24 protein-coding genes and 1 pseudogene are annotated in these 23,408 nt (G+C 27.1%); 6 read left to right on the top strand and 19 right to left on the bottom strand.

The window, feature by feature from the left end:
- Window positions 1-6 precede the first annotated feature (6 nt).
- Both CARM_RS06305 and CARM_RS06310 read left to right on the top strand, forming a co-directional pair.
- On the top strand, window positions 7-570 hold the full coding sequence (locus CARM_RS06305; RefSeq protein WP_139425663.1) for a DedA family protein: 564 nt from the start codon (window positions 7-9) through the stop codon (window positions 568-570).
- Complete coding sequence (locus CARM_RS06310) at window positions 567-1,823, top strand: ComEC/Rec2 family competence protein (protein WP_139425661.1); 1,257 nt, start codon at window positions 567-569, stop codon at window positions 1,821-1,823. Before CARM_RS06305 ends, CARM_RS06310 begins: the two co-directional genes overlap by 4 nt.
- Here CARM_RS06310 and CARM_RS06315 read toward each other — a convergent pair.
- Genes CARM_RS06315 through CARM_RS06325 form a run of 3 tightly spaced genes read right to left on the bottom strand, consistent with a single transcriptional unit; the run spans window position 1,770 to window position 4,674 of the window.
- Window positions 1,770-2,582, bottom strand: a complete 813-nt coding sequence (locus CARM_RS06315) for a YihY/virulence factor BrkB family protein (RefSeq protein ID WP_139425659.1) — start codon at window positions 2,580-2,582, stop codon at window positions 1,770-1,772. The two genes, CARM_RS06310 and CARM_RS06315, sit on opposite strands and share 54 nt — an antisense overlap.
- Window positions 2,582-3,964 (bottom strand): FAD-linked oxidase C-terminal domain-containing protein, encoded by a 1,383-nt coding sequence (locus tag CARM_RS06320; RefSeq protein WP_139425657.1) that lies wholly within the window; start codon window positions 3,962-3,964, stop codon window positions 2,582-2,584. Before CARM_RS06320 ends, CARM_RS06315 begins: the two co-directional genes overlap by 1 nt.
- A complete protein-coding gene (locus CARM_RS06325; protein WP_412842191.1) occupies window positions 3,964-4,674 on the bottom strand; it encodes a plasminogen-binding N-terminal domain-containing protein in 711 nt (236 codons plus the stop codon). Before CARM_RS06325 ends, CARM_RS06320 begins: the two co-directional genes overlap by 1 nt.
- Before the next feature lie 128 nt (window positions 4,675-4,802).
- Here CARM_RS06325 and CARM_RS06330 point away from each other — a divergent pair, with 128 nt between their 5' ends.
- From CARM_RS06330 to tpx, 3 genes are read left to right on the top strand one after another with little or no spacing between them, the layout of a single operon-like run.
- On the top strand, window positions 4,803-5,960 hold the full coding sequence (locus CARM_RS06330) for a peptidoglycan DD-metalloendopeptidase family protein (protein ID WP_139425654.1): 1,158 nt from the start codon (window positions 4,803-4,805) through the stop codon (window positions 5,958-5,960).
- A 1-nt stretch (window position 5,961) separates the two neighbouring features.
- A complete protein-coding gene (mgtE, locus tag CARM_RS06335; RefSeq protein WP_139425651.1) occupies window positions 5,962-7,305 on the top strand; it encodes a magnesium transporter in 1,344 nt (447 codons plus the stop codon).
- Window positions 7,306-7,317: 12 nt separating this feature from the next.
- Window positions 7,318-7,836 carry a thiol peroxidase gene (gene tpx / locus CARM_RS06340; RefSeq protein WP_139425649.1) on the top strand — a complete coding sequence of 173 codons (519 nt, stop codon included), beginning with the start codon at window positions 7,318-7,320 and terminating at the stop codon, window positions 7,834-7,836.
- Here the strand turns inward: tpx and CARM_RS06345 are convergent.
- The 8 genes and pseudogenes from CARM_RS06345 to waaF all read right to left on the bottom strand — a co-directional run bounded on the left by CARM_RS06345 (window position 7,833) and on the right by waaF (window position 14,176).
- On the bottom strand, window positions 7,833-9,218 hold the full coding sequence (locus CARM_RS06345; protein WP_139425648.1) for a replicative DNA helicase: 1,386 nt from the start codon (window positions 9,216-9,218) through the stop codon (window positions 7,833-7,835). The genes tpx and CARM_RS06345 overlap by 4 nt on opposite strands.
- A gap of 13 nt (window positions 9,219-9,231) precedes the next feature.
- Window positions 9,232-10,134 carry a cysteine synthase A gene (gene cysK / locus CARM_RS06350; RefSeq protein WP_139425646.1) on the bottom strand — a complete coding sequence of 301 codons (903 nt, stop codon included), beginning with the start codon at window positions 10,132-10,134 and terminating at the stop codon, window positions 9,232-9,234.
- A 94-nt stretch (window positions 10,135-10,228) separates the two neighbouring features.
- Window positions 10,229-10,531, bottom strand: a complete 303-nt coding sequence (locus CARM_RS06355) for an HU family DNA-binding protein (RefSeq protein WP_139425644.1) — start codon at window positions 10,529-10,531, stop codon at window positions 10,229-10,231.
- Between the two features lie 93 nt (window positions 10,532-10,624).
- The gene (locus CARM_RS06360) at window positions 10,625-10,906 is read right to left on the bottom strand and encodes a hypothetical protein (RefSeq protein ID WP_139425642.1); all 282 of its coding nucleotides are present in this window, start codon (window positions 10,904-10,906) and stop codon (window positions 10,625-10,627) included.
- A 12-nt stretch (window positions 10,907-10,918) separates the two neighbouring features.
- Window positions 10,919-11,401 carry a hypothetical protein gene (locus CARM_RS06365; protein WP_139425640.1) on the bottom strand — a complete coding sequence of 161 codons (483 nt, stop codon included), beginning with the start codon at window positions 11,399-11,401 and terminating at the stop codon, window positions 10,919-10,921.
- 52 nt (window positions 11,402-11,453) lie between these two features.
- Complete coding sequence (locus CARM_RS06370; RefSeq protein WP_139425638.1) at window positions 11,454-11,744, bottom strand: hypothetical protein; 291 nt, start codon at window positions 11,742-11,744, stop codon at window positions 11,454-11,456.
- A gap of 8 nt (window positions 11,745-11,752) precedes the next feature.
- Window positions 11,753-13,255, bottom strand: a pseudogene (locus CARM_RS06375) (MBOAT family O-acyltransferase).
- A complete protein-coding gene (gene waaF, locus CARM_RS06380; protein ID WP_139425636.1) occupies window positions 13,256-14,176 on the bottom strand; it encodes a lipopolysaccharide heptosyltransferase II in 921 nt (306 codons plus the stop codon). It abuts the pseudogene before it with no gap.
- Window positions 14,177-14,234: 58 nt separating this feature from the next.
- Between waaF and CARM_RS06385 the strand changes: the two genes are divergently transcribed.
- Window positions 14,235-15,059, top strand: a complete 825-nt coding sequence (locus CARM_RS06385; protein WP_139425634.1) for a glycosyltransferase family 2 protein — start codon at window positions 14,235-14,237, stop codon at window positions 15,057-15,059.
- Here the strand turns inward: CARM_RS06385 and CARM_RS06390 are convergent.
- The 8 genes from CARM_RS06390 to neuB form a co-directional block, all read right to left on the bottom strand.
- Window positions 15,051-15,902: an alpha-2,3-sialyltransferase gene (locus tag CARM_RS06390; protein ID WP_139425632.1), complete on the bottom strand. Its 852-nt coding sequence runs from the start codon at window positions 15,900-15,902 to the stop codon at window positions 15,051-15,053. The two genes, CARM_RS06385 and CARM_RS06390, sit on opposite strands and share 9 nt — an antisense overlap.
- A gap of 62 nt (window positions 15,903-15,964) precedes the next feature.
- Complete coding sequence (locus CARM_RS06395) at window positions 15,965-17,890, bottom strand: motility associated factor glycosyltransferase family protein (protein WP_236633240.1); 1,926 nt, start codon at window positions 17,888-17,890, stop codon at window positions 15,965-15,967.
- Window positions 17,890-18,654 carry a flagellin modification protein PtmA gene (ptmA, locus tag CARM_RS06400; protein WP_139425628.1) on the bottom strand — a complete coding sequence of 255 codons (765 nt, stop codon included), beginning with the start codon at window positions 18,652-18,654 and terminating at the stop codon, window positions 17,890-17,892. The genes CARM_RS06395 and ptmA overlap by 1 nt, the downstream gene beginning before the upstream one ends.
- Complete coding sequence (locus CARM_RS06405; protein ID WP_139425626.1) at window positions 18,654-19,361, bottom strand: acylneuraminate cytidylyltransferase family protein; 708 nt, start codon at window positions 19,359-19,361, stop codon at window positions 18,654-18,656. Before CARM_RS06405 ends, ptmA begins: the two co-directional genes overlap by 1 nt.
- Complete coding sequence (locus CARM_RS06410) at window positions 19,354-20,238, bottom strand: Gfo/Idh/MocA family oxidoreductase (protein ID WP_139425624.1); 885 nt, start codon at window positions 20,236-20,238, stop codon at window positions 19,354-19,356. Before CARM_RS06410 ends, CARM_RS06405 begins: the two co-directional genes overlap by 8 nt.
- Window positions 20,235-21,263 (bottom strand): nucleotidyltransferase family protein, encoded by a 1,029-nt coding sequence (locus CARM_RS06415; protein ID WP_139425622.1) that lies wholly within the window; start codon window positions 21,261-21,263, stop codon window positions 20,235-20,237. Before CARM_RS06415 ends, CARM_RS06410 begins: the two co-directional genes overlap by 4 nt.
- A complete protein-coding gene (gene neuC / locus CARM_RS06420) occupies window positions 21,260-22,414 on the bottom strand; it encodes a UDP-N-acetylglucosamine 2-epimerase (protein WP_139425620.1) in 1,155 nt (384 codons plus the stop codon). Before neuC ends, CARM_RS06415 begins: the two co-directional genes overlap by 4 nt.
- The gene (gene neuB, locus CARM_RS06425) at window positions 22,404-23,408 is read right to left on the bottom strand and encodes an N-acetylneuraminate synthase (RefSeq protein ID WP_139425618.1); all 1,005 of its coding nucleotides are present in this window, start codon (window positions 23,406-23,408) and stop codon (window positions 22,404-22,406) included. The genes neuC and neuB overlap by 11 nt, the downstream gene beginning before the upstream one ends.

The raw sequence follows: 23,408 nt of genomic DNA on the forward strand, positions 1-23,408 counted from the left end.
TTTTACATGCAAGAAATGATAGATAATCTTAGCACTTATGGTTATTTGATTTTATTTTTTTACTCATTTGGTGGAGGTATGGTAGCTATACTTGCTGCTGGAGTGCTTTGTGCAAGTTCTACTAAACTTGATTTACATTTATGTATTTTTTTAGCTTTTTTAGCTAATACAATAGGTTCAACTTTACTTTTTGTTTTAGGAAAATACTATAAAAAAGACATAATGCCTTATTTTAAAAACCATAGAAGAAAAATTGCTCTTGCAATGATAAAAATCAAAAAATACGGGGACCTGCTTTTAGTAGTACAAAAATTTATCTATGGGGTAAAGACTATTATTCCTATAGCAGCAGGTCTTTGCAAATTTAGCTTTATAAGATTTTTCATCATCAATACTTTAGCTAGTTTGATTTGGGCTATAGTTTTAGGTTATGCTGGTTTTATTTTTGGAAATACTTTAAAAGAAGCTTTTGAGGTATTTTCTAATTATCCTTATATAGCACCTATTTTTATAATCACTTTAATCCTTATAATATGGTTATATCTATCACGCTTTTCTAGGAAAAAATGAGTTTAAAATTCTCTATAAAAGATTCTTATAGAGAATTTTTTATTTTATTTTTATGCTTTATATGTGTCTTTGGTATTAATTTAAGTTATGAATATAAAAAATATCAAAACTTTAAAATTTCAAAGCATTTATTATTAAAAGATAATGTAGTTTTATCAAGTTATTATAAAACAAATAAAAAAGGTAAAAAATATCAAGTTTTAAAATTAAAAAACTCCGATTTTGTCTTTTATACCACTAATTTTAAAGAACTTAATATAAGCAAAAACGATGTATTAAATCTTAGAATTATTACTAAAAATATTAATTTTAAAGATTATCTTAGTAAAAGTTTTTTTGCGCCAAGTTATGATTTTAATATAACTAAAACAAAAAAAGAAAAAGTTATTGTGGAATATTTTTTAAATCAACATCATAATGAAAAAACAAAAGAATTTTTTGGAGCTTTATTTTTTGCAAAAAATATTTCTTATGAGCTTAGAAATGATGTCAATTACTATGGCATTGCACATTTAATAGCTATAAGTGGCTACCATTTAGGATTGTTATTTGCTTTTTGCTTTTTTATACTTGCTCCTTTATATGCCTTTTTTCAAAAACATTATTTTCCTTACAGAAGTTTAAAATTAGATCTTAGTATTTTTTGTTTTTTTCTTTTATTTTTATATATATTCTTAATAGACTTTACACCTTCATATACCAGGGCTTTATGTATGGCATTGTTTGGATTTTATCTACTAAGCAGGGGTATTAAAATTTTAAGCTTTAAATTTTTGTTTTTAAGCATTATTCTTTGCATAAGTATTTTTCCAAGATTACTTTTTAGTGTGGGGTTTTTATTTTCTAGTCTAGGTGTTTTTTACATTTATTTATATCTTTATCATTTTAAAAATAATTTTTCCAATTTAATTCATATAGTATTATTGAATTTATGGACATTTTTAGCAATGATTATCCCCGTATTATATTTTTTTCCTTTGTTAAGCTTCCAACAATTTTTAGCAATTCCATTGAGTGCTATATTTATTATATTTTATCCATTAGTATTATTTTTACATCTTATTTCTTATGGAAATTTGCTAGATGGATATTTATTAAATTTTTTTGAAATAAAATTTTATAGCATAAACTTTTCCATATCTTTTAAATACTACATATTATATTTAATTTTATCTTTTATTGCTATTTTACATAAAAATTTAGCTCTTTTTGTAGTTTCTCTTGGGTTTATTCCCTTTATTTTCTTGATTTAAAAGCAAATAAGTTTTTAATCCTAAAAGATAAATAATCCAGGAAATATAAATCCATAAAAAGAAAAATAAAATTACAGAAAAAGAACCATATACATTTAAATAAGTTTTATTATATACAGCATAATATACAAAAACCATCTTAGAAATATACCAAATCACAGAGGCCCCAAAAGAACTAATCAACAGGGCTTTTAAATCGCCTTTTTTACTTACAGAGCTTGAATAAGATACAAAAAATAAAGCCCAAATAATCACATAAGGTAAAATCTCAAAAAGATTCAATGCAATATTAAATTCATCCAAAGTTTTTTGTATAAAACCTGAAATATAAAAACTCACTCCAAGTCCAAGTGGAGTTAAAGTTGCTAGTGTCCAATAAGAGCTAATGCTATGCCAAAGACTTTTGGAATCTTCCTCTAAAAGCTTATTAATAACATAATCATAGCCTGAAAAAAAAGCTAAAGAAGTTAAGGCCATAGCTAAAAGTCCAATTAAACCCAAATTAACACTATTTTTTAAAAAAGTATTGATATATTGTATGATTATATCTTGTTGAGTTGGGATTAAAAAAGTAAAAATTAAATTTTTAATTTTTTCTTGATATATTTCAAAACTTGGAATTTGAGTAAAAACCCAAAAACACAAAAACAAAAGTGGTATTAAAGATAAAATAGTATAAAAACTCAAAGCTGCGGCATAATTTAAAATTTCTTTATCTCTTAAAGCTAAAAGAATTTTAAATAAGTTTTTAAAATTCATCAAAGTCCCATTTTAAAGGGATTGAGTATATTATTTGGATCAAAAGCCTTTTTGATATTTCTCATCAATTCCATTTCAGCTTCGCTAAAAGCAAGCTTCATAAAGGGAGCTTTTGAAATACCTATGCCATGTTCCCCGCTTAAAGTCCCACCTAAAGATATAGTAAGTTTAAACACTTCTTCTACTGCTTCATAACCCTTTTTTACTAATTCTACATTATTTTTATCACTTACCATTACATTAGTATGCACATTACCATCACCAGTATGACCAAAACAAGGTATTTTAAAACCATATTTTTTAGAAATTTCGGTTATGCCTCTTAAAAGCTCAGGTAGTTTTGAACGCGGCACCGTTATATCTTCATTAAGCTTTAAATTTCCATACATAGCTATACTTTGAGAGCAATTTCTTCTTGCAAACCAAATATCAATAGCCTCTTGCTCATCTTTTGCTATTTTAAATTCTCTTACATTTGATTCTAAAAAGCTTTCTTGTAAAATTTTTAAATCCTCCTCCAAAGCTTCTTCTACATTACCATCAACATCAGCAATTAAAATCGCACCTGCATCTATAGGCAATCCTTTTTGAAATTTTTGCTCTATAGCTTGTATGCTTAATTGATCTAAAAATTCCATTGAAACTGGAGTTACACCTTTAGCTAAAGTTTTATATACTGCATTCATTGCATCATCAATACTATTAAAAATCCCCATAGCTGTTTTTTTAAACTTAGGTAAAGCAACTAATTTTAAAGTAATCTCGCTAAGCACGGCTAAAGATCCTTCACTTGCTATTAAAATTCCAGCTAAATTATAACCTGCTACATCTTTTATGGTTTTTTTACCTGCCCTAATGATTTCTCCATTAGGCAAAACCGCTCTTAGTGCCATTACATAATCTTTAGTTATACCATACTTAGCAGCTCTCATACCTCCTGCATTTTCGCTGACATTACCTCCTATTGAAGAATACTCCATACTTGCAGGATCAGGTGGATAAAATAAACCATATTCTTTTACTTTTTCTTGCAAAGCCATATTTATCACACCAGGTTGAACCACTGCTACTAAATTTTCAAGATCAATTTCTAAAATTTTATTCATATGCTTTTCAAAGCTTAATACCACACCACCATTAATAGCTAAGCTTCCACCAGTAAATCCACTACCTGAACCTCTAGGAATAACTATAATTTTATGTTCATTACAATATTTTAAAATTTGAGCAATATCATTTTCATCTCGCGGAAAGAGTACTCCATCTGGTAAATAATGTTTTTTTGTTGCATCATAACTATAAGCTCTTTTATGAATCGGATCAAAATAAGCATTTTGTCCGCCTAAAAGACTTTTGAAAAAATTTTGATGAATTTCTTGCATTATTTTTCTCTAGTTAAGCTAATTAATTTTTCATAATATATATAATAATTCCCAATCACTTCATCATTTAAGCTAAAAATATCACTTTTATAACCTGTAATTCTTGAGTAGAATGGAATTTGCAAATCCTTTGCTTTAGGAATTTCAAACTCTTGTATTTTTTCAAAATCTTGACAATCAACTATCTCAGCTTTTTTTTCTAAAGCAACTACTAAAAGTCCTACTGCATTTTTTGAACAAAACGATCTAAAATCTGATCTTCTTGGGCTTTGGCGATACTCTTGTATCATATGAGCACCAAATAAATCAGGATGTAAAAAGTAAAGATTGTTTAATTTTTGAGCAATAAAATCATATATGCTTTTATCAGGAGCTATAATCAATGCCCTATCATATAAATAATTTAAAATAACCTTATCACCAACTTGTGGCAAAACATTTGGTAAAGGCATTGCATCTTGTGCTAACATATCAAAAACTTTAAATTCTAATTTAACATAACCATTCTCACGCCCTATTACACTTGCTCTTGCAATAATAGATTTTTGGGTATCAATTTCATGAACTACTATACCACTTGAATGTAATAAAATTTTAGGATCATCTTTTACATAACCATAAATATCATCTACTTTTTCAAGTTTTGTTTGTATTAAATCAAAATTTTTAGCTTGTAAAAACGCTAAAAAACAACAAAGTATTAAAATAATTTTTGACAATTTATACTCCTTAAAGACGACTAAAAATTAAATTATATTGTTTTTTCCTTACAAAATTGTAAGAAAAATTAAGTAAAATACAAATTTATGTTTTAAATTTTATAAGGTTTTAAAATATTATGAAAAGAATATTAATATCATTGCTTATTTCTATAAAGCTTTTTGCAATTTCAAGTGTCGAAGAACTTTCTTGGGAAAATGGTAAAACTTTACTTGATTTTTTACAAGATCATTCTATACCACTTAACTTATATTATAGCCTTGATGCAGAAGACAAAGAACTAAGTGCAGAAATTGCAAGTGGTATAAAATATCAAATGTTAAAAGATGAGCAAGGCGAACTTGAGCAAGTTTTAATCCCAATAAGTGATGATTTACAAATCCACATATATAAAAACACAGAAAATAAATTTGTACTTAATTTTACTCCTATTTCCTACACCAAAGAAACTAGAACTTTATATGTAAAAATCAACAATTCGGCTTATCAAGATGTTTATGATGAAAGCGGTAGTGTAACTTTAGCAAGAGCTATGGTGCGTGCTTTTAGAAATAGTGTAGATTTTAAAAAAGTAAAAAAAGGTGATAGTGTTGTTTTAATCTATGAGCAAAAAAGAAGACTAGGGAAGCTTTTTGGAGATATTAGTATTAACGCTGCTTTAGCAAACATCAGAGGAAAAGAATATTCAGTTTTTTTATATAAAGATTCTTATTATAACGCACAAGGAAAAGAGCTTGAAAATTTCTTTTTAACCAAACCTGTACAATACACAAGAATTTCAGATCGTTTTACTAGAGCAAGATATCATCCTATCTTGAAACGCTATAGAGCACACTTAGGTATTGATTATGCTGCACCTACTGGCACTCCTGTTAAAAGCGCAGGAGAGGGAACTATTAGTTTTATTGGTAATAAAGGTGGATATGGTAAAGTGGTGCAAGTAAAACATATATCAGGATATATGACTTTATATGCTCATCTTAGTCGTTTTGCTAAAATCAAACGAGGACAAAAAGTTAAACAAGGGCAAGTAATAGCTTATGTAGGATCTACTGGTATGAGTACTGGTCCGCATTTACATTTTGGACTTTATTTTAACAACAAAGCAATCAATCCCGAAACTATAGTAAAAATTCCAAAATCAAGTTTAAGTGGTAAAAATAAAGAAGAATTTTTAAAAATAGCAAAAACATATGAAAATCGCTTGCAAAATGTTAATGAAGATTTTAAAAATCCACCAAAAGAGCAAAATATAGAAAATTTTATGGAGCTTTGAGATGTTTAATGATTTTTTAGAAGCACAAGAACTTTTAAAAAATATATCTAAAGACCAAAGCACTTATGAGATTAATGAAGCTTTAAAAACCATTAAAAAACATAATGAAGATTTGTATTTACAAACTTTAAAATCTTTTGATACTTCTACGCTTGCAAATGTTGCTACAATAACTCCTGATCATATTTTAGAAGATATTTTAGAACATTTAAGCATTACTAAAATAGCTAAAATGGTAGAAGAATTAGAAAGTGATGATGCAACAGATTTAATTAAGCGTTTTGAAGAGCTAAATTCTGAAAAAACTCTAGCTATTTTAAATCGCTTAAGCTCAGAAGACAAAGAAGAAATTTTACGCTTAAAAAACTATGATGAAAATACTGCTGGTGCATATATGCAAACAGAAATTTTTACAGCATCAATTGATGAAAGCATAGAAAAAGCTATTAAAAGATATAGAATACTAAAACATTCAGGACAAGTAAATCAAATTTTTCAAATTTATATAATTGACGGAAATGGCAAATTATGTAATTCTATTAATTTAAGCGATCTTTTGCTTTGGGATTTTAAATTGAGTTTTGCAGATATTATTAAAAATAATAGCGAAAAATATAAAAGCTATTGTATTAAAGATTATGAAGATATACAAAAAGCTATTGATATAGTCGAAGATTATGATTTAAGCGTTCTAGCTGTTATAAATGACAATGGAGTGCTTTTAGGAAGAATCACATATGATGATATACATGATCTTATCCAAGAAAACGCAACTGAACAAATTTATAATCTTGCAGGGGTTGATGCAGATGTTGAAGAAGAGAGTGCATTTAAAGCAGCCAAAGCAAGAGCTTTTTGGTTAATGATTAATCTTACTACTTCATTAATTTCAGCAAATATTATCAGTCTTTTTTCAGGAGAGATAGAAAAACTTGTAGCTTTAGCAGTGCTTATGCCTATAGTAGCTTCTATGGGAGGAAATACAGGCTCACAAGCTCTAGCAGTTACAGTTAGAAAACTCTCACTTAATGAAGTCGAATTTAAAGATGCTAAAAAAGTTATACTAAGAGAAAGCGGAATTTCTTTATTAAATGGATTGATTTTTGCAATTATTATGAGCATTATAGCTTTTATATGGTTTAAAACAGCTCTTTTGGGACTTGTTATAGCTTTATCAATGTTAATCAATCTAGCTTTAGCAGGTTTTGTAGGCTCTTTTGTGCCTTTAACTTTAAAAAAATTTAAAATAGATCCCGCAGTAGGTTCTAGTGTGGTTATCACTGCAATTACTGATGGACTTGGATTTTTTAGCTTTTTACTTTTAGCTAAAATGATATTATTATAACAAAGGAAAAATATGTCAACAATAATGTATAAAGAACAAAAAATAGAACTCACAGGAGAAGAAATAAAAGTTGGAGATATGGCACCAAAAATTACCTTAAGAACAAAAAATTTAGCTCCTGTAGAAATAGCACCTATTGGTAAAACACAAATTATCTTAACATTCCCTAGTTTAGATACTCAAATTTGCTCCAAACAAGCAAAAGAAAGCAATAAAAGATTAGCGACGATGAAAAATATTGAAGTAATTATAGTAAGCATGGATTTACCTTTTGCAATGGATCGTTTTTGTGCAACCGAAGGAATTAACAACTTAATCGTTGCAAGTGATTTTGCTTTTAAGGAGTTTGGCACTAGCTATGGGGTTTTAATATCCAATAGTATTTTTGCAGGTCTTTTAGCAAGAGCTGCATTTGTGATTAAAGATGGAAAAATTGTCTATAAGCAAGTGGTAGAAGAATTAATGGGAAAGATTGATTTTAAAGATTTAGAGCTTTTTATGCATAAAAATTATGGTTACTCTTTGAATTAACCTTCAAAGTTAGTAACCACAAAATCTTCTTTTGGAGCTTCAATAAAGCACGATTTTTCTTTTAAGAAAAGCAAATTTATATGTCCTACAGGACCATTTCTGTTTTTACCTATAATGAGTTCAGCCTTTTCTTGTACGGGATTTGGCATAAATTTTCTCTCATAAGTTTTTCCTTCATTTTTTGCTTTATTTTCTCGTTCTTTTTCTTCTTGTTCTCTATAAACTTCGTCTCTATATACAAATAAAATGGTATCTGCATCTTGTTCTATAGCACCACTTTCTCTTAAATCGCTAAGCATAGGACGCTTATTTGCTCTACTTTCTAATGAACGATTAAGTTGTGAAAGTGCTATAACTGGCATATTTAATTCCCTTGCCAAAAGCTTTAAACCTCTTGAAATTTCACTTACTTGTAAATGTCTATCATTAAAAGCTGAATTACTCATCATAAGACCTATATAATCTACCACACAAAGCTCTATACTTTCATCTTGTGCTTTGATTTTTCGCAAAATTGCACGAATATCAGCTATACTTGCATAACCACTATCGTAAATATAGAGATTTTTTTTCGCATACTCATTACAAGCATCTCCTACTCTGCTCCATTCATCATCGTTTAAATCAGCTATAAGAATTTTTTGCAAAGGAATGGAAGTCTTTGCACTGATTAATCTTTGCATAATTTGAGTTGCAGGCATTTCTAATGAAAACATTACAACACCTTTATTTTGTTTTAGCGTTTTTTCTATAAAATTAAGACAAATTGTAGTTTTACCCATGCCAGGGCGTGCTGCAATAATTACAAGATCACCTGGTTTGAAACCTTTTGTCATTTTATTAAGCTCACTAAAACCTGTATCAAGCCCTAAAATATCTTTATTTTCAGATTCTTTTAATTTTTTAAACTCATCCATAAGCTCAGACATAACCATAGTCATATCTTTAATACTATTACTATTAACACGATTTGTAAGATTAAAGATTTCTTTTCCTATCTCATCTGAAATTTGCGAAATACTCTTATCTTCATTTACTCTTGTAGGTATAGTATAAGCAAAATTTAAAAGCTGGCGTCTTATGGATTTTTCTCTTAATTCATACGCATATTTACTAACATCTGCAATAGAAGTAGTAGCTAAAACTTCGGCTAAAACTTGCTCATCTACTTTTTTATGCTTTCTTATAAAACTTGCACTTATAGGCTCACCTGCATTTACACAAGCTAAAATTGCTTTATAAATATCTTGATGAGCTTTAAGTGAAAAATCATTAATTTCAATATCTGAAGACACACTAAAAAATGAATCCACGCTATATATACAAGAACTTAAAATCGCCCTTTCAAGATCTAAATCAAAATGCTCATTATTTTGAATCATAATTTACTCCTTTTTATAAATTTATAAATAAATCTGTAGATAAATATCTTTCTGCTGTATCATTTAGCATAGTTAAAACTTTTTTATTTGGATTTTCTAGAGCAATTTTTTTTGCTATATATACATTTGCACCACTTGAAATTCCTACCATGATACCATTTCTACCAAGCTCTAAAGCTGTGTTTATAGCATCTTCATTACTTACACAAGCTATTTCATCTATAATTTCTTGATTTAAAATTTTAGGAATAAAATTAGCACCTATGCCTTGAATTTTATGACTTGAAGTAAAATTTTGGCTCAAAAGTGCAGATGTAGCTGGTTCTATAGCAATAATTTTAACATTAGGATTGTGTTCTTTTAAAATTTCTCCCACCCCACTAATAGTCCCACCTGTACCAAAACCTGCTATAAAAATGTCAAGATCAGGTAAATCTTTTATAAGTTCTAAAGCGGTATTTTTTTTATGTGCATTTTTGTTATTAATATTTTCAAACTGACTTACCATAAAAGAATTTGGAATTTCACTCAAAAGCTCATTAGCTCTATCTAAAGCTCCTTGCATACCCTTACTAGCTTGTGTAAGTTCTAGTTTTGCTCCAAAAAAACTCATCATTTTTCTACGCTCTATACTCATAGATTCAGGCATAGCAATGATAAGCTTTAATTTTAAACTAGCACATATCATAGCCAAAGCTATACCGGTATTTCCGCTTGTAGCTTCTACGATAGTTGTTTCTTGGTTGATTTTACCACTACTTAATGCTTGCTTAATCATTTCCATAGCAGCTCTATCTTTTATAGAATGACTAGGATTTAAGTATTCACATTTACCATAAAGATTTGGTGCAAATTCTTTTAAAGAAATTATTGGAGTATTGCCTATGCAGTCTAAGATACTATTAAAAATTGACATACTTTTCCTTTAATATTTTTAAAATAATATCAAAAGAAAACTAATATTTATTTATGGAAAAAAACGCAAAAGTATCTAACTTTTGCGTAAAGAATTATTTTTTAGCTTTTTTAGCAGTTTTAGCAGCAGCAACTGCATCTTTAAGGTTTTTACCTACTTTAAATTTAGCAACTTTAGTAGCAGGAATTTTGATTTTAGCACCAGTACTTGGCACTCTAGCTTCTCTAGCAGCTCTTTCAGCCACAGAAAATGTACCAAAACCGATGAAACTAATGCTATCACCTTTAGCTAATACTTCAGTAATAGTAGCGATTACTGCATCAGTAGCTGCAGTAGCATCTTTTTTAGTTAGCCCTGAAGTTTGAGCAACTTGAGAAATAAAATCTGCTTTAGTCATAAAAAGCTCCTTGATTAAAATAATGATTTTTAAAGTTTAGCACATTTATCGAGCTTTTGCAAGGGGTTTTGATATAAAAATTCATAATAACTCTTATTTATTTAAAACACCACTTGTATTTATTTGCTTAATTAAAGGATTTAAATCATAATTTTTGATTTTTTCTACCATAATTTTAAAATACTCATCCATATTTTCAGGCGTTAAAATATTGGTTTGGTTTTTAATAGCATCAAGTTGCATTGAATTCATATCTATGTTATAATGATTTAAATCTTTGTAGTTTGCTATATTATCAGCATAGTCCAAATCATCAAACCCATAAATTTTAACATTTTCAAATGTTTTTGATTTTTGAATAATATATTTTATCAACTCGGTCCATTGTTAGTAATATTGAAAATCAACCTGTGCCATCTTGTGATAAATTCTAGAATAAGTTGGTAAAATTAAAGAAAATTGAATTTTTGGATACATTTTAACATAGTCTAGTATGTAAATATCAATATGATTTTTTAAAATATTAAAATCTATACTCGAATAACCATGTATATAGTTTCCATTGTATAATTGCATAATTTTTTTAATATCCTTTCGGACACCTTCTTCTATATTTTTAACCCAATTTTCAATTCCTCCAAATTGTTTTTGAGCAATTGGACTTTTAATCCACTTTGGCAAATTTTCCAACTCAGTATCACTTCCGACACATTTTTTACCACTGGAAAAACTCAACGCACATAAAATAAATTTTCTATTAAGATAAAATTTTAAATCATCACAATAATTATCATCATATAAAAAATCAAAATTTTTAGTATCATGATTTTCTATGCTCATAATAGCAAATTCATCTAAAGATATTATCAAATGCTTAATATCTCTTTTTCTTAATATATAATCTAAAATAATTTTTCTTTGATCAAGAGTGCTTCCACCTATTGATAAATTTTCCTCCGAGCTTAGAAGATGCTTCAGAGGATGAAGTATTTTGAAGCATTGAAGTACCTAAAATCACAGAATCAAATTCATTATGATCTATTATCCCCCTAGCACCGATAATTACATCGTTGTAATATGTTTTTTTTCTAAACCAAGGTTCATGGTAAAGTTGCAATGGATCATAAACATAAAGCAAAATACCTAAAGATAATATAAATGGTAAGGGTATTACTAAAGAATAAATTACAAATTTTTTATAAGATTTAAACATTTTTATCCTTAGAAATTAAAATAAATAAATTCAGTATAAGGAACTACACCCAAAGTTATTAAAGCTATATATAAAAGAAACATAATTAATAAAGAATTTTTATAGCTAGGCTTAAAATTTTCAAGTTTTTCTATGCTATTTTTAAATCCAACACATAAAATAATACAAATGAAAATATAAAGCAAGGTTTCATTGCTACCACTAATTTGTGCTAAAGATTCTTTCATTATATGCCATTTTATAGGCAACTTTATCCAAGTTATACCAAACATAGCCTTTAATAAATTTATAGCTCCTTGGATATTCTCACTTCTAAAAAATATCCACGCAAGATTAATAAAATTAAAAGTTACAAACCATGCAAATATTTTATAAATAATATTTTCTTTAAATTCAGCATTTGAAATTATAAATGTATATATTCTATGAAGCATCATAGCTAGTCCATGCAACACTCCCCATATCACAAAACCCCATCCAGCTCCATGCCATACTCCACTTACAAAAGCTACTATAAAAAGATTTCTTAAATTTATAATCCTAGCAACCCTATTACCACCTAAAGGTATATATAAATAATCTTTTAAAAATTTGCCTAATGTTATATGCCATCTTCTCCAAAAATCACTTATATTTAATGCTTTATAAGGAGAATTAAAAATTAATAGGAAGTTTTATACTAAAAAATAAAGCTATACCTATAGCCATATCACAATATCCACTAAAATCAAAATAAAGTTGAAAAGTATAAGTGCCCAAGCTTCAAAAATATTTAAAGCATCACCATTTTCAACTATCTTAAACCCTGCATTAGCCCAAAGTGCAAAAGAATCAGCAATATATACTTTCTTAAATAAACCCATGGAAAATATAAATAATCCTTTAGCTATATTTTCCCAGTTAATAAAAGTAGAATTATTCCAAAGCATGCTTTTAAATTGAGGCATCATTTCTTTATGATGAACTATTGGACCTGCTATAAGTTGAGGAAAAAATGTTATAAACAAAGCATAATCTAAAATATTTATTTTATATGAATTTTCACTTTTTAAACCTTCTATATTTGTTCTTTTATAACAATCTACTAAAAAAGCAATTTGTTGAAAAGTAAAAAAAGATATAGCTAAAGGTAGTAATATATGTGGCAAAGGAATATTAAAATCTAGTTGGACTATTTGAAATAATACATTGAAATTTTCTAATAAAAAATCAGTGTATTTAAAAAAAGCAAGCAAGGCTAAATTAAAAATTAACCCACTATAAAATAATAGCTTTACCCCCCCCCTTTTTTTTTTATTGAGTAAAATTAAATTTGCAAGATAAAAATTTACACCCATAGAAAGCAATAAAATCAAGACATATTCAACTTTCCAAAAAGCATAAAAAAACAAACTTGCCAAGACTAAAAATAATTTTGCACTTTGAATATGATTAAATTTTTTAAGCATATAAAATATAATTAAAGTTACGGGTAAAAATATAAATATAAATTCATAAGAACTAAAAACCATTTATACTCCTAAAAGATTTTTTGCTAGATTTATCACTAATTCAGGTTTTAAATCTTTCATACATTTGTGGTGTTTTAAAGGACAAACCTTTTGCATACAAGGCATACAAGCTAAATTTAAATGAGCTATTTTGGCATTTTCTTGCCAAGGTGATGTTTGACTGAATTTAGTCGAGCCAAAAATAGCCACTGTTTTCACCCCATAAACTGCACCTATATGCATAGGACCACTATCGTTTGTGATGAGTAAATCAAGCATAGAAATATTTTTACATAAAGTATAAATGCTAGTTTTACCACAAAGATTTTTTGCTTTTATGCCTTCTTTTAAAAGAAAATGCTCAATTTCATCACAAATTTCTCTCTCACTCTCTACTCCAAAGATTAAAATTTGGTGTGTGGAGCTAAATTCTTTTGCTACCCTTGCAAAATAATTTGCTTCCCATCTTTTCGCACTTCCAAAATGCGCACCTGGATTTATACCTAAAATTTTTTGAGTTGATTTTTCTTTTATAGGAAGTTTTAAAGAATTTGAAGTGGCTTTAAAATTTAAGGCTTTTTCTATGAAATTTAAGTATTTTAAAACTTGGTGTTCTTCTTTTAGAATATTTTTATCAAAATAAAATCTTTTTTTTGCTTTGATTAGATTTAAAATGATCTTACTTGAAAATGCTGAACGAAATGAAAAAGCTAAATCAAATTTGCCAAAGCTTTTTCTGGCTTTTAAAATTTGTTTGTATCTTTGCTTTTTATGTTCTACTAAAATTTGAGTATTTTCAAAACGCTTAAAAAGCTCTGTACTCACAAAAGAACCATAAAAAGTAAATTTAGCTTTAGGATATTTTTCTTTGATAGCATAAATAGCCGAACTAGCCATCACCGCATCACCAAGCCATGTAGGAAGATTGATAAAAATATTCATAATTTTCCTTAAAAAATAAAAGCTATAATTATATCATCACTTTACTTAAAGAGCTAATATGAGTCAAATTTCCATCATACTCCCAACTCATAATGTAGAAAAATATATAGCTAGAGCATTAGATAGTTGTATAAATCAAAGCTTTAAAGATATAGAAATCATTGTAGTAGATGATTGTGGAAATGATAAAAGCATAGATATAGCAAAAGAATATGCTAGTAAAGATAAAAGAATAAAAATTATTCATAATCAAGAGAATTTAGGGACCTTTGCTAGTAGAAATATAGGTGTATTAAATGCAAAGTCAGATTTTATAATGTTTTTAGATCCTGATGATTATTTAGAGTTAAATACCTACAAACTTGGATTTGAAAAAATCAAAAATGCGGATATAGTAGTGTTTGATGCTTATGTTCATAGAGTTAAATTAAAAAAATTTTATAGGTTTAAGCAAGATGAGCTTTTTAAAAAAGAGGAATTTTTAGAATTTTTACTTGAGCAAAAGCATTTTTGCTGGAGTGTTTGGGCAAAAATATATAAAAAAGATTTGATTTTAAAAAGTTTTGAATACATTAACTTTAAAGAAAAACTTTGCTATGGAGAAGATGTGCTTTTTAACTATATAAATTTTATGTTAAGCGAGAGTTTTTTTGTGTCAAAAGAATGTATTTATCGTTATGAATTTAATGAAAATGGTAGATATGAAAACAAAAATAAAGAAATTTTACTTCAAAATTATAAAGATAAAAAAATAGGTTTTAAACTTATAAAAAGGATTTCAAGTAATTTTAATCATAAAGAATTTAATGAAAAACTACTTGAAATTTTAAAAATAGAAACTTTGGGATTAAAAAATAGAATTCTTAATTTTAAATTATCTTGAATATTTTTTGGAAAAATATTTTTTTATAACACTTGGTGTTTTTAAAACATCATATACAAATTTTACAAAGCTATTAGATAATAAATACATTTTTTTATACCTTTTTATAGCTTTTTCACTTGGAAATAATTTAGTTTTAATAGCTTCTTGCGGTTTAGCCATGGGATTATATGTATTATTATTTATATCTTTTGCCAAAGAAATAAACTCATTAATAGGACTTCTTGGGCATATAGAGTAAATTTTAACATTATACTTTTTTTGCAAGAATCTTATGATTTCAATATCTTTATTTTTATGATGAATATTGCTACTTTTTAAATCATACTTATATGTGCTATAAAAATGTGAATTTCCTTGTTCGTAAAAATCCATTCCTGCTATATAAATTTTCTTATATCCACATGCTACAGCACAACAAATCGCATAAGTCCCAGTAAGCATTTCTGCCCGAGCAAAATTGTAACAAACATCAAAATCTATAATGGCACTAAGCTCTGTTAATTTTGAAAAATAAACATCATATCCATTAGTAGCCAAAGGGAAAAAATATTTAAAATTTTCTCTAAATATTTTTTCTTTCCTATCTTGAAAATTATACATCTTACACACTATATTTTCACATTCATAATCACCATTTTGTATAAGTTTTTGCATCATATAATATTGTTCAAAAAATTCTCTAATGATAAAAAAACTAGCTTTTATTTTTCTTCCTAAATAATACTTTTCTTCCAAATAAAAATGATTACATCTAAATACATCATAATCTAATGGTAATAAAGAATAATCAATTTCTTCAATACTAGGACCATTACCAGCTACGACAACAGCTTCTTTCATCTAATCCCCCCCCCCCCAAAAAACGCAAAATTATATCAAAAAAATTATTTAAAATTAAAAAATTATAAACCTTTCAAAATTCTTTGTTCAATTTTTTCTATTAAATTTATAAACCCTCTTTTTATAAGTTCATCTTTTGTTAATACTATGCTTTTTTGTAAAACTTCTTTTTGAGAATCTATATGAGCTATAATAAGTTGTATCCAATTTAAATGTTCTTTTATCCATAACATTGATTTATTATGGCTATCTTCTGGTGTTTTTGGATTTAACACATAGATTCTTGCTAAATTTAATTCAAATTGTCTGATTAAAGGATTAAGCACCTCACATAAACTATACATTAATAAACTTTCTACTTTTATTTTAATCATGTTTATTTTATGCATAATACTTTCTAATAATTTTTTATTATTTTCATGTTTTATCAAATTGATATCATTTGATATTGATTTGAGTTCGTAATTAAAATCTTTACTTAATTTTTCACAATTTTGTATATCTTTATTTATTCTATAATATGCTTTTAATAATAACTCATTTTGTTTATTTATACTTAAATTTGAAAGCTTAGGAAAAGATTTATCTAAATCTTTTTTTAGTAATTTTTCACATACCCTTGCAAAAGGTTCTTCTATAGTTCCATTAATTCTTACTCCTCCTTCCGTGCAATTATAAGTAATAGAAATATGATTTTTAGATATTAAATCTTCTAATATACTTTTAAACCAAAGCCAAATGCAATGTGTTTTTACTAAACTATTTCCACCATAAGCTAAAGTATCCTCATAATTATATAAATCACTTTCATATCTTGATGTATGTTGATAATCTTTAGGATGTGATTCCCCAATATCATTATAAGCTAAATCTTGTCCTATTAGTATAATGTTTTTATGACCTAAATTAAAAGCTAAAGTATATGCCATATGAGCTACACTAGCTCCCATTCCAAAATATCCAAAATGATTAAGCTTTACATTAACAATAAAATTAGAAGGATTAGAAACTACACATATCCTACTCCCTATAGTCTGTTTATTTTCTAAATATTTAATAGTATTTGGATGAACTACAGATTTTACAATAAATAAAATATCTTTATCAAATTCACCAAAGTCGTGATTAAAAAATTCACTTGTAAAATCGGTTCTCTCAAGCGAAAAAACATAATCAGGTTTGATATTTGCTTTTGCAAGTATAGGATAAGCACTATCAGCACAAAATATACTAGCTTTGCTTTGGTATTGTTTTAAAAGTGTAAGTTGCTTGGTTAAGCTAGGTCCTGTTGAGACTATGATAGCTGTATCGCTTAAATTTTTTCTTTTATTTAATAATTCTTTATAGCTTAAATTACACACCATCTTTGGTATATTGCAAATAAAATGCTCAATGCCTTGTAAATAATCTACAGGAGAATTTCCATGAGAAAATATACTTTCTTTAATCACTTCTTGTATTAAAGAATTCAGTTTTAAAATTTCTTCCTGATACCTGCCATCATAATAATTACAATGTATTTCTAAAAAATAAGTCCTTAAAAAGTTAAATATATAATTATTAGAACACAAAACTTTTAAATCATATTTGGTTATTTTTTTTGGGTTGATTAGTAACAATCTACCTTCTTTTAACTCTTTGGAGAAATCTAGAATGCTAAATATAGTATAAATAAGTCTTATATCAGATTCAAAAACTAATATCAATTTATGGTTTTTATTTTGCAAAAGAGCTTTATATAAAATTCCATTTCCAAAACCATAAAAAAATAAAATAGGATATAAAAGATACTTATCATTGTATAAATTTAATGTTTTATTTAATTCTTCTAGTGGCTTATCATAAAGCCTATCCCCCCCCCCGTCTATGATATTTATATCTAAATTGTCATCACCTTGCACTATTTGATAAGCTTGATTTACTTTTTTTAATTGTTCTTTTAAATTATAATCGAACAATGCATTAATGTTATTTTCTAAAATACTCATCAAAGCCCCCATCCATCATCTACTATTATAGTTTGTCCTGTTATAAATTTAGAATAATCAGACATTAAAAACAACAAAGTTCCACACACATCATTAGCATCTAGCATACCTTTAGAGGCACAACACTTTCTATAAGCATCTAAAAAAACTTGAGGCTGATTGTCTTTTATACCACCAAAGGCTACGCTATTTACTCTTATATTTGTATTAAAAAGCTCCTTGGCAAGCCAAACGCCAAGATGGTTAATACCCGCTTTTATAACACTATATTCTAAAGAACTTTGCATGGAAGTTCCTTTATAATTTTCAAATTTAGGTGCATATACACCCATAATTGAACTAAGATTGATGATATTTCCAAAACCTTGCTTTTTAAAAAATTTTACCATTATATTAGCTATAAAAATAAAACTAGCCAAATGTAAATTCAAACTCTCACAAATTTGCTCATAACTTGCCTCATAATATTCAATCTTACCCCAGTCTTTACTGCAAGGATAAGCACAATTAACAAAAGCATCAATTTTTCCAAATTTTAAAACAGCTTCTTTTAAGCAATTCTCAATTGCTTTTTGATCATTTATGTCGATTTTTTTGCTTAAAATGCGTTCTTTATTGTTTAATTTTAATGCTAAGCGAAATAATCCCTCCTCATTAATATCTGCAATAATAATTTTTCCATTATGCTCTAAACACGCTTTGCTTAAAGCACTCCCTATGCGACCACATGCTCCTATTATAAATATTACTTTATCTTTAATCATTAAAAATCTTCCTGTTTTAAATTAGCCTTTTTGATTAAAAATTCTACTATTTCAAAATCAAGCTCACTATCTATATCAAAGGCTGTTTTTTCATCCATTACATATAAACTTGTATCAGAACCAAAAACACTATCGCTATTTAAAAGTCTATTTTTCTCAAATATATAAATACTAGCATTCATATCATAACATTTTGGACTACTTTGACGCGTAGTGAAATTTCCTTTTTTACTTGTGCTTATTTCATTGTCATAAATTTCTATAAGATTAAAATAAGGATTGCGTCTTGCAGGAGTAGCTGTGATTAGATTGGACTTTTTTTCTTGTTTAAAAAGCTCATAGGCTTTACAAATATCTTTACTATTTCGCAAAGGTGCAGAAGCATCAAGATCTATTATGGTTTTAAATTCTTTATTGTAGTATTTTTCACTTTTTAACAAACAATCTCGTATTGCTGGTAATTTTGCCGCATTATCAGATGATAACTCTTTATCTCTTTTAAAAAAAACCTCTCCGCCATACTTTAAAGCAACTTTAGCAATTTCATCACTATCTGTACTAATTACTATATGTTCAAAAAGTTTGGAATTTTTAGCTTGGATTATACTATAAGCAATTAATTCTAAATCATTAATTTTTCTTATATTTTTATTTTTGACGCCTTTACTTCCACCTCTTGCACAAATAGTGCATAAAATATTATCCATTTTTAACCTTATCGCATAATTTCAATACTTTAAAAGCTTCATTTAAAGTGCATAAATTTTCATCTTTTTTTAAAATTGCTTTGTGCATATTTTTTAAAGTATTGATTGTATCATTTTCGTATTTTTTTTCTTCCGTTAAACCATTTTTATCAAAAATAAATAATTGATTTAAAATCAAATCAGCTTTGTAAGATTTTTCTTTAGAGCAAAATACAATTTCTCGTTTAATAAATTTAGAAAAATAATCAAGTCTTATATGAATTAACTTTTTCTTAGCTTTTAAAGCTAAAAAAGCAAAATCATCACTATTTATTTTAAGCTCTGAAATTTTTAAATTTTGACTATACAAAAGTTTTAAATGATTAAAAAAATAAAAAGTTAAATCAATCTCATGAGATAAATCTAGCAAAACCCCTCCACCTAATTCTTTTTTAGCACTATAATTTTGTCTATAATCACAATTTCTCCAATTTGGCAAATATGAAGAACAAACAAATTTGGCAAAATAAATATCTTGATCATTTTGCACTATGCTTTTTAAATCTTTCACCAAGGGATTAAACCTTAAAAGATAAGCTATGTAAATTTGATTATTGAGACTAGGTATGAATTTTTTATATTTTTCAAATAAGGGTTTTTCAACCAAAATGATTTTATCTTTTACATTTTCATCTATGAATTTTAAAGTTTTAAAATGCTCTGTTGTTATATTTGCTATGATAAATAAATCATATTCTTTTAAATTTACTTCACTTATATGAAAAAAATTTCTTTGCTTATAAGTTTTAGAAACTATATCAACTTCATATCCAAGCTCTTTTAAGGCTAAAAAATGCTTTTTACCTATACTTCCAAATCCTATGATTAAAGCTTTCATTGAAAATCTACAACCGCCTTTTCATACTCTTCAAGTCTTCCTATATCAATCCAATAATCTTGCAATACATAAGAATTTATTTTTAACTTTTTATCTAATAATAGTTTGATTAAATTAGGCATATCCAAATATGCATTTTTTTCAATATATTTTAAAACTTGTGGTTCTAATACATAAATTCCCGCGCTAACTAAAAAATTTTGCACAGGTTTTTCTTTTATATCTTTTATAATATTATTAGAAATTTTTACAACACCATAAGGAATTTGAAATTCAAATTCTCTAAGTACAACGCTCATCATCGCTTTACTTTTTTTATGCTCTTTGATAAGTTGTTCAAAATCAAGTTTAGTTAGAATATCTCCATTCATCACAACAAACGAATCTTTCATATCTTTTATTAAAGATAAAGCCCCAGCTGTGCCAAGTTTTTGTTTTTCTTTAATGTAAGAAATTTCAATGCCAAGGTTCTTACCATTTTGAAAATAATCACAAATAACTTCTTTTTTGTAATTTACACAAAAAATAAATTTTTTAAAACCTTGTTTTTTGAAATTTAAAACAATATTTTCAAGTATAGGCTTTTTGCCTACTTTTAACATAGGTTTTGGGGTATTCTTAGTAAGCTCACCTAATCTACTTCCAAGACCTCCTACCATCAACACCACTTCGTTTTCAAAGCTTTTTTCTTTGAGAATTGAAGCAATGGATTTTATAGCTATGACTTCATTTTTATCGTTTAAAACAGGAAAATCATAAATATCAGTTTGACTAGCTAATTTTAAAAGCTCTTCCTTGCTTGTGCTTTCTTTTATAGTTAATGAATTTTTAGTATAAATAGCCTCTATACTATCACTAAGGTTTCCACCACTTAATAAAGCTCTTCTAATATTAGAATCACTAATTACACCCAAGAATTTATTATTTTCTACCACCAAGGCTATTCTAACACGCTCATTACCTATAACTTTTAAAGCCTCTTGTATGCTTGCATTTTTAGTAAGTTTTAGTCTTTCTATACTCATTGTATATCCACAAATTTTTTATATAAAATATCTTTTAATGAAATATTTTTTAAAATATTTTTTATTAATAAACTTGTATTTTTATATTCAAAAGGATTAATAAAGTTTTTTAATTTTTCTTGATATTCTTCAGTTTTAGCATATAAAAATGCCTCTTTTAAATTTACAATATCACAATTTATAATATTATCAGCAAAAATCCTTCCTTCTTGTCTATTGCCTATATTTATACAAGGTATTTTTAAAAAAGGGCTTTCACAAATCCCGCTGGAACTATTTCCTATAAGCATATTTGCTATTTTCATTAAGCTTAAATATTTTTTAGAGCCCAAATTATTAAATAATTTTGCTTTATGTGAATTTTTCATACAATATATACTTAAAAGTTCATTTATATATAAACCATTTTCATCTGCATTTGCTTTAGTAAAAACTAAAGTAGAATTTTCCAAACTATCTAAAAACTCAAGTAGCAATTGTATTTCTTTTTTAATGCTTGATTTTTGTATGGTTTGAGGATGATAAGTTATCAAATACACATTTTCATTAAATTCCATATTTAATTCTTTTTGCAACTCATCTTTACTTAAAAATTTCATATTTTTAATGATTTCTCCACCCAAAGAACCCACATTAAAAACCCTATCTTTACTTTCTCCAAGTTGCAAAATTCTATTTGCGTAAGTTTGAGTACTAACAAAATGCAAATGCGCCATTTTACTAATAGCATGCCTAATACTATCATCAATAGCCCCTAAAGTAAGCTCGCCACCGCAAATATGCGCTAAAGGAATTTGCATCATCAAACAAGTGCTAGCACAAGAAAGCATTTCATATCTATCGCCTAATATCACCACAATATCAGGTTTTAATTCTTCAAAAGCTTCACAAAGTGAAATTTGCAAAAGTCCCATACTTTTACAAATACCTATCCCATCATTGCTATTAAGTAAAATTGGAATTTTTTTATTGATATTAAATTCTTTTTCTATTTCCTGATAAGTAAAACCAAAATCTTTACTTAAATGAGCTGCTGTGATAATAAGTTGTAAAGTTAATTCATCATCTTGTTCAATATGCTTACACAAATTTCTTAACAAATACCATTCAGCCCTAGTGCCACTAATAACACAAATTTTTCTACTCATCAATTAACTCATCTTCAACATAATCTCTACTAGCAATTTTACCTAAATATTTATCATACTTCATAGCACAAATTCCATTTCCTGGACGCTTTGTAGTAAGATTTTCTTCACTAAAGTATTCACCCTTTTTTATAACTTTTTTAGCTACAAGGGATTTTCTAGCTATAATTTTGTTTTTACTTTCACTTTGACTTGGTTTTTTTATGCCATCTCCCAAGGCTTGTTCTAATTCTCTTATGCTCCTAATCATAGCTTTTAACTCATCAGGCTCTAAAGAAGCTTGATGATCAGGACCTTGCATGGTCTTATCTAAAGTAAAATGCTTTTCTATCACACAAGCTCCCATAGCCACAGCTGCTATAGGTATAGTTATACCTAAAGTATGATCAGAATATCCTATGGGTAGATGAAAAGCATTTTTTAAAGTTAGCATAGCTTTTAAATTTACATCTTCAAAAGGTGTAGGATACTCGGTATTACAATGCAAAATGATAATCTTATCTCTTTGGGTGCCATTTTGTATTAAAATTTCTAAAGTTTTTTCAATCTCGCCTAAAGTAGCCATTCCAGTTGATAAAATAATATTTTTATTTAAACTAGCAATTTTTTTTAGATAAGGAAGATTGGTTATTTCTCCGCTTGGTATTTTAAAAATCTCCACACCAAGCTCTACAAGCAAATCAATGCTTTCTAAGTCAAAAGCAGTAGAAAGAAATTTAATATTACATTTTTTACAATGCTTTATTAAAATTTCATGATCTTGCTTAGAAAGTTCTAGTTTTTTAATCATATCAAGCTGATTTTGATTTTCATCAGTAGTTTGAAGTTGATACTCTGCTTTTTTTGCATTCTTACTTACACAATCACCAGCTATAAAGCTTTGAAATTTCACATAATCAGCACCAGCCTCACTAGCTACTTCAATAAGTTTTTTTGCGATATTTATATCACCATTATGATTAACTCCAGCTTCAGCTATGATTATGGTTTTTTGCAT

The organism is Campylobacter armoricus (assembly GCF_013372105.1).
Lineage (GTDB): Bacteria > Campylobacterota > Campylobacteria > Campylobacterales > Campylobacteraceae > Campylobacter_D > Campylobacter_D armoricus.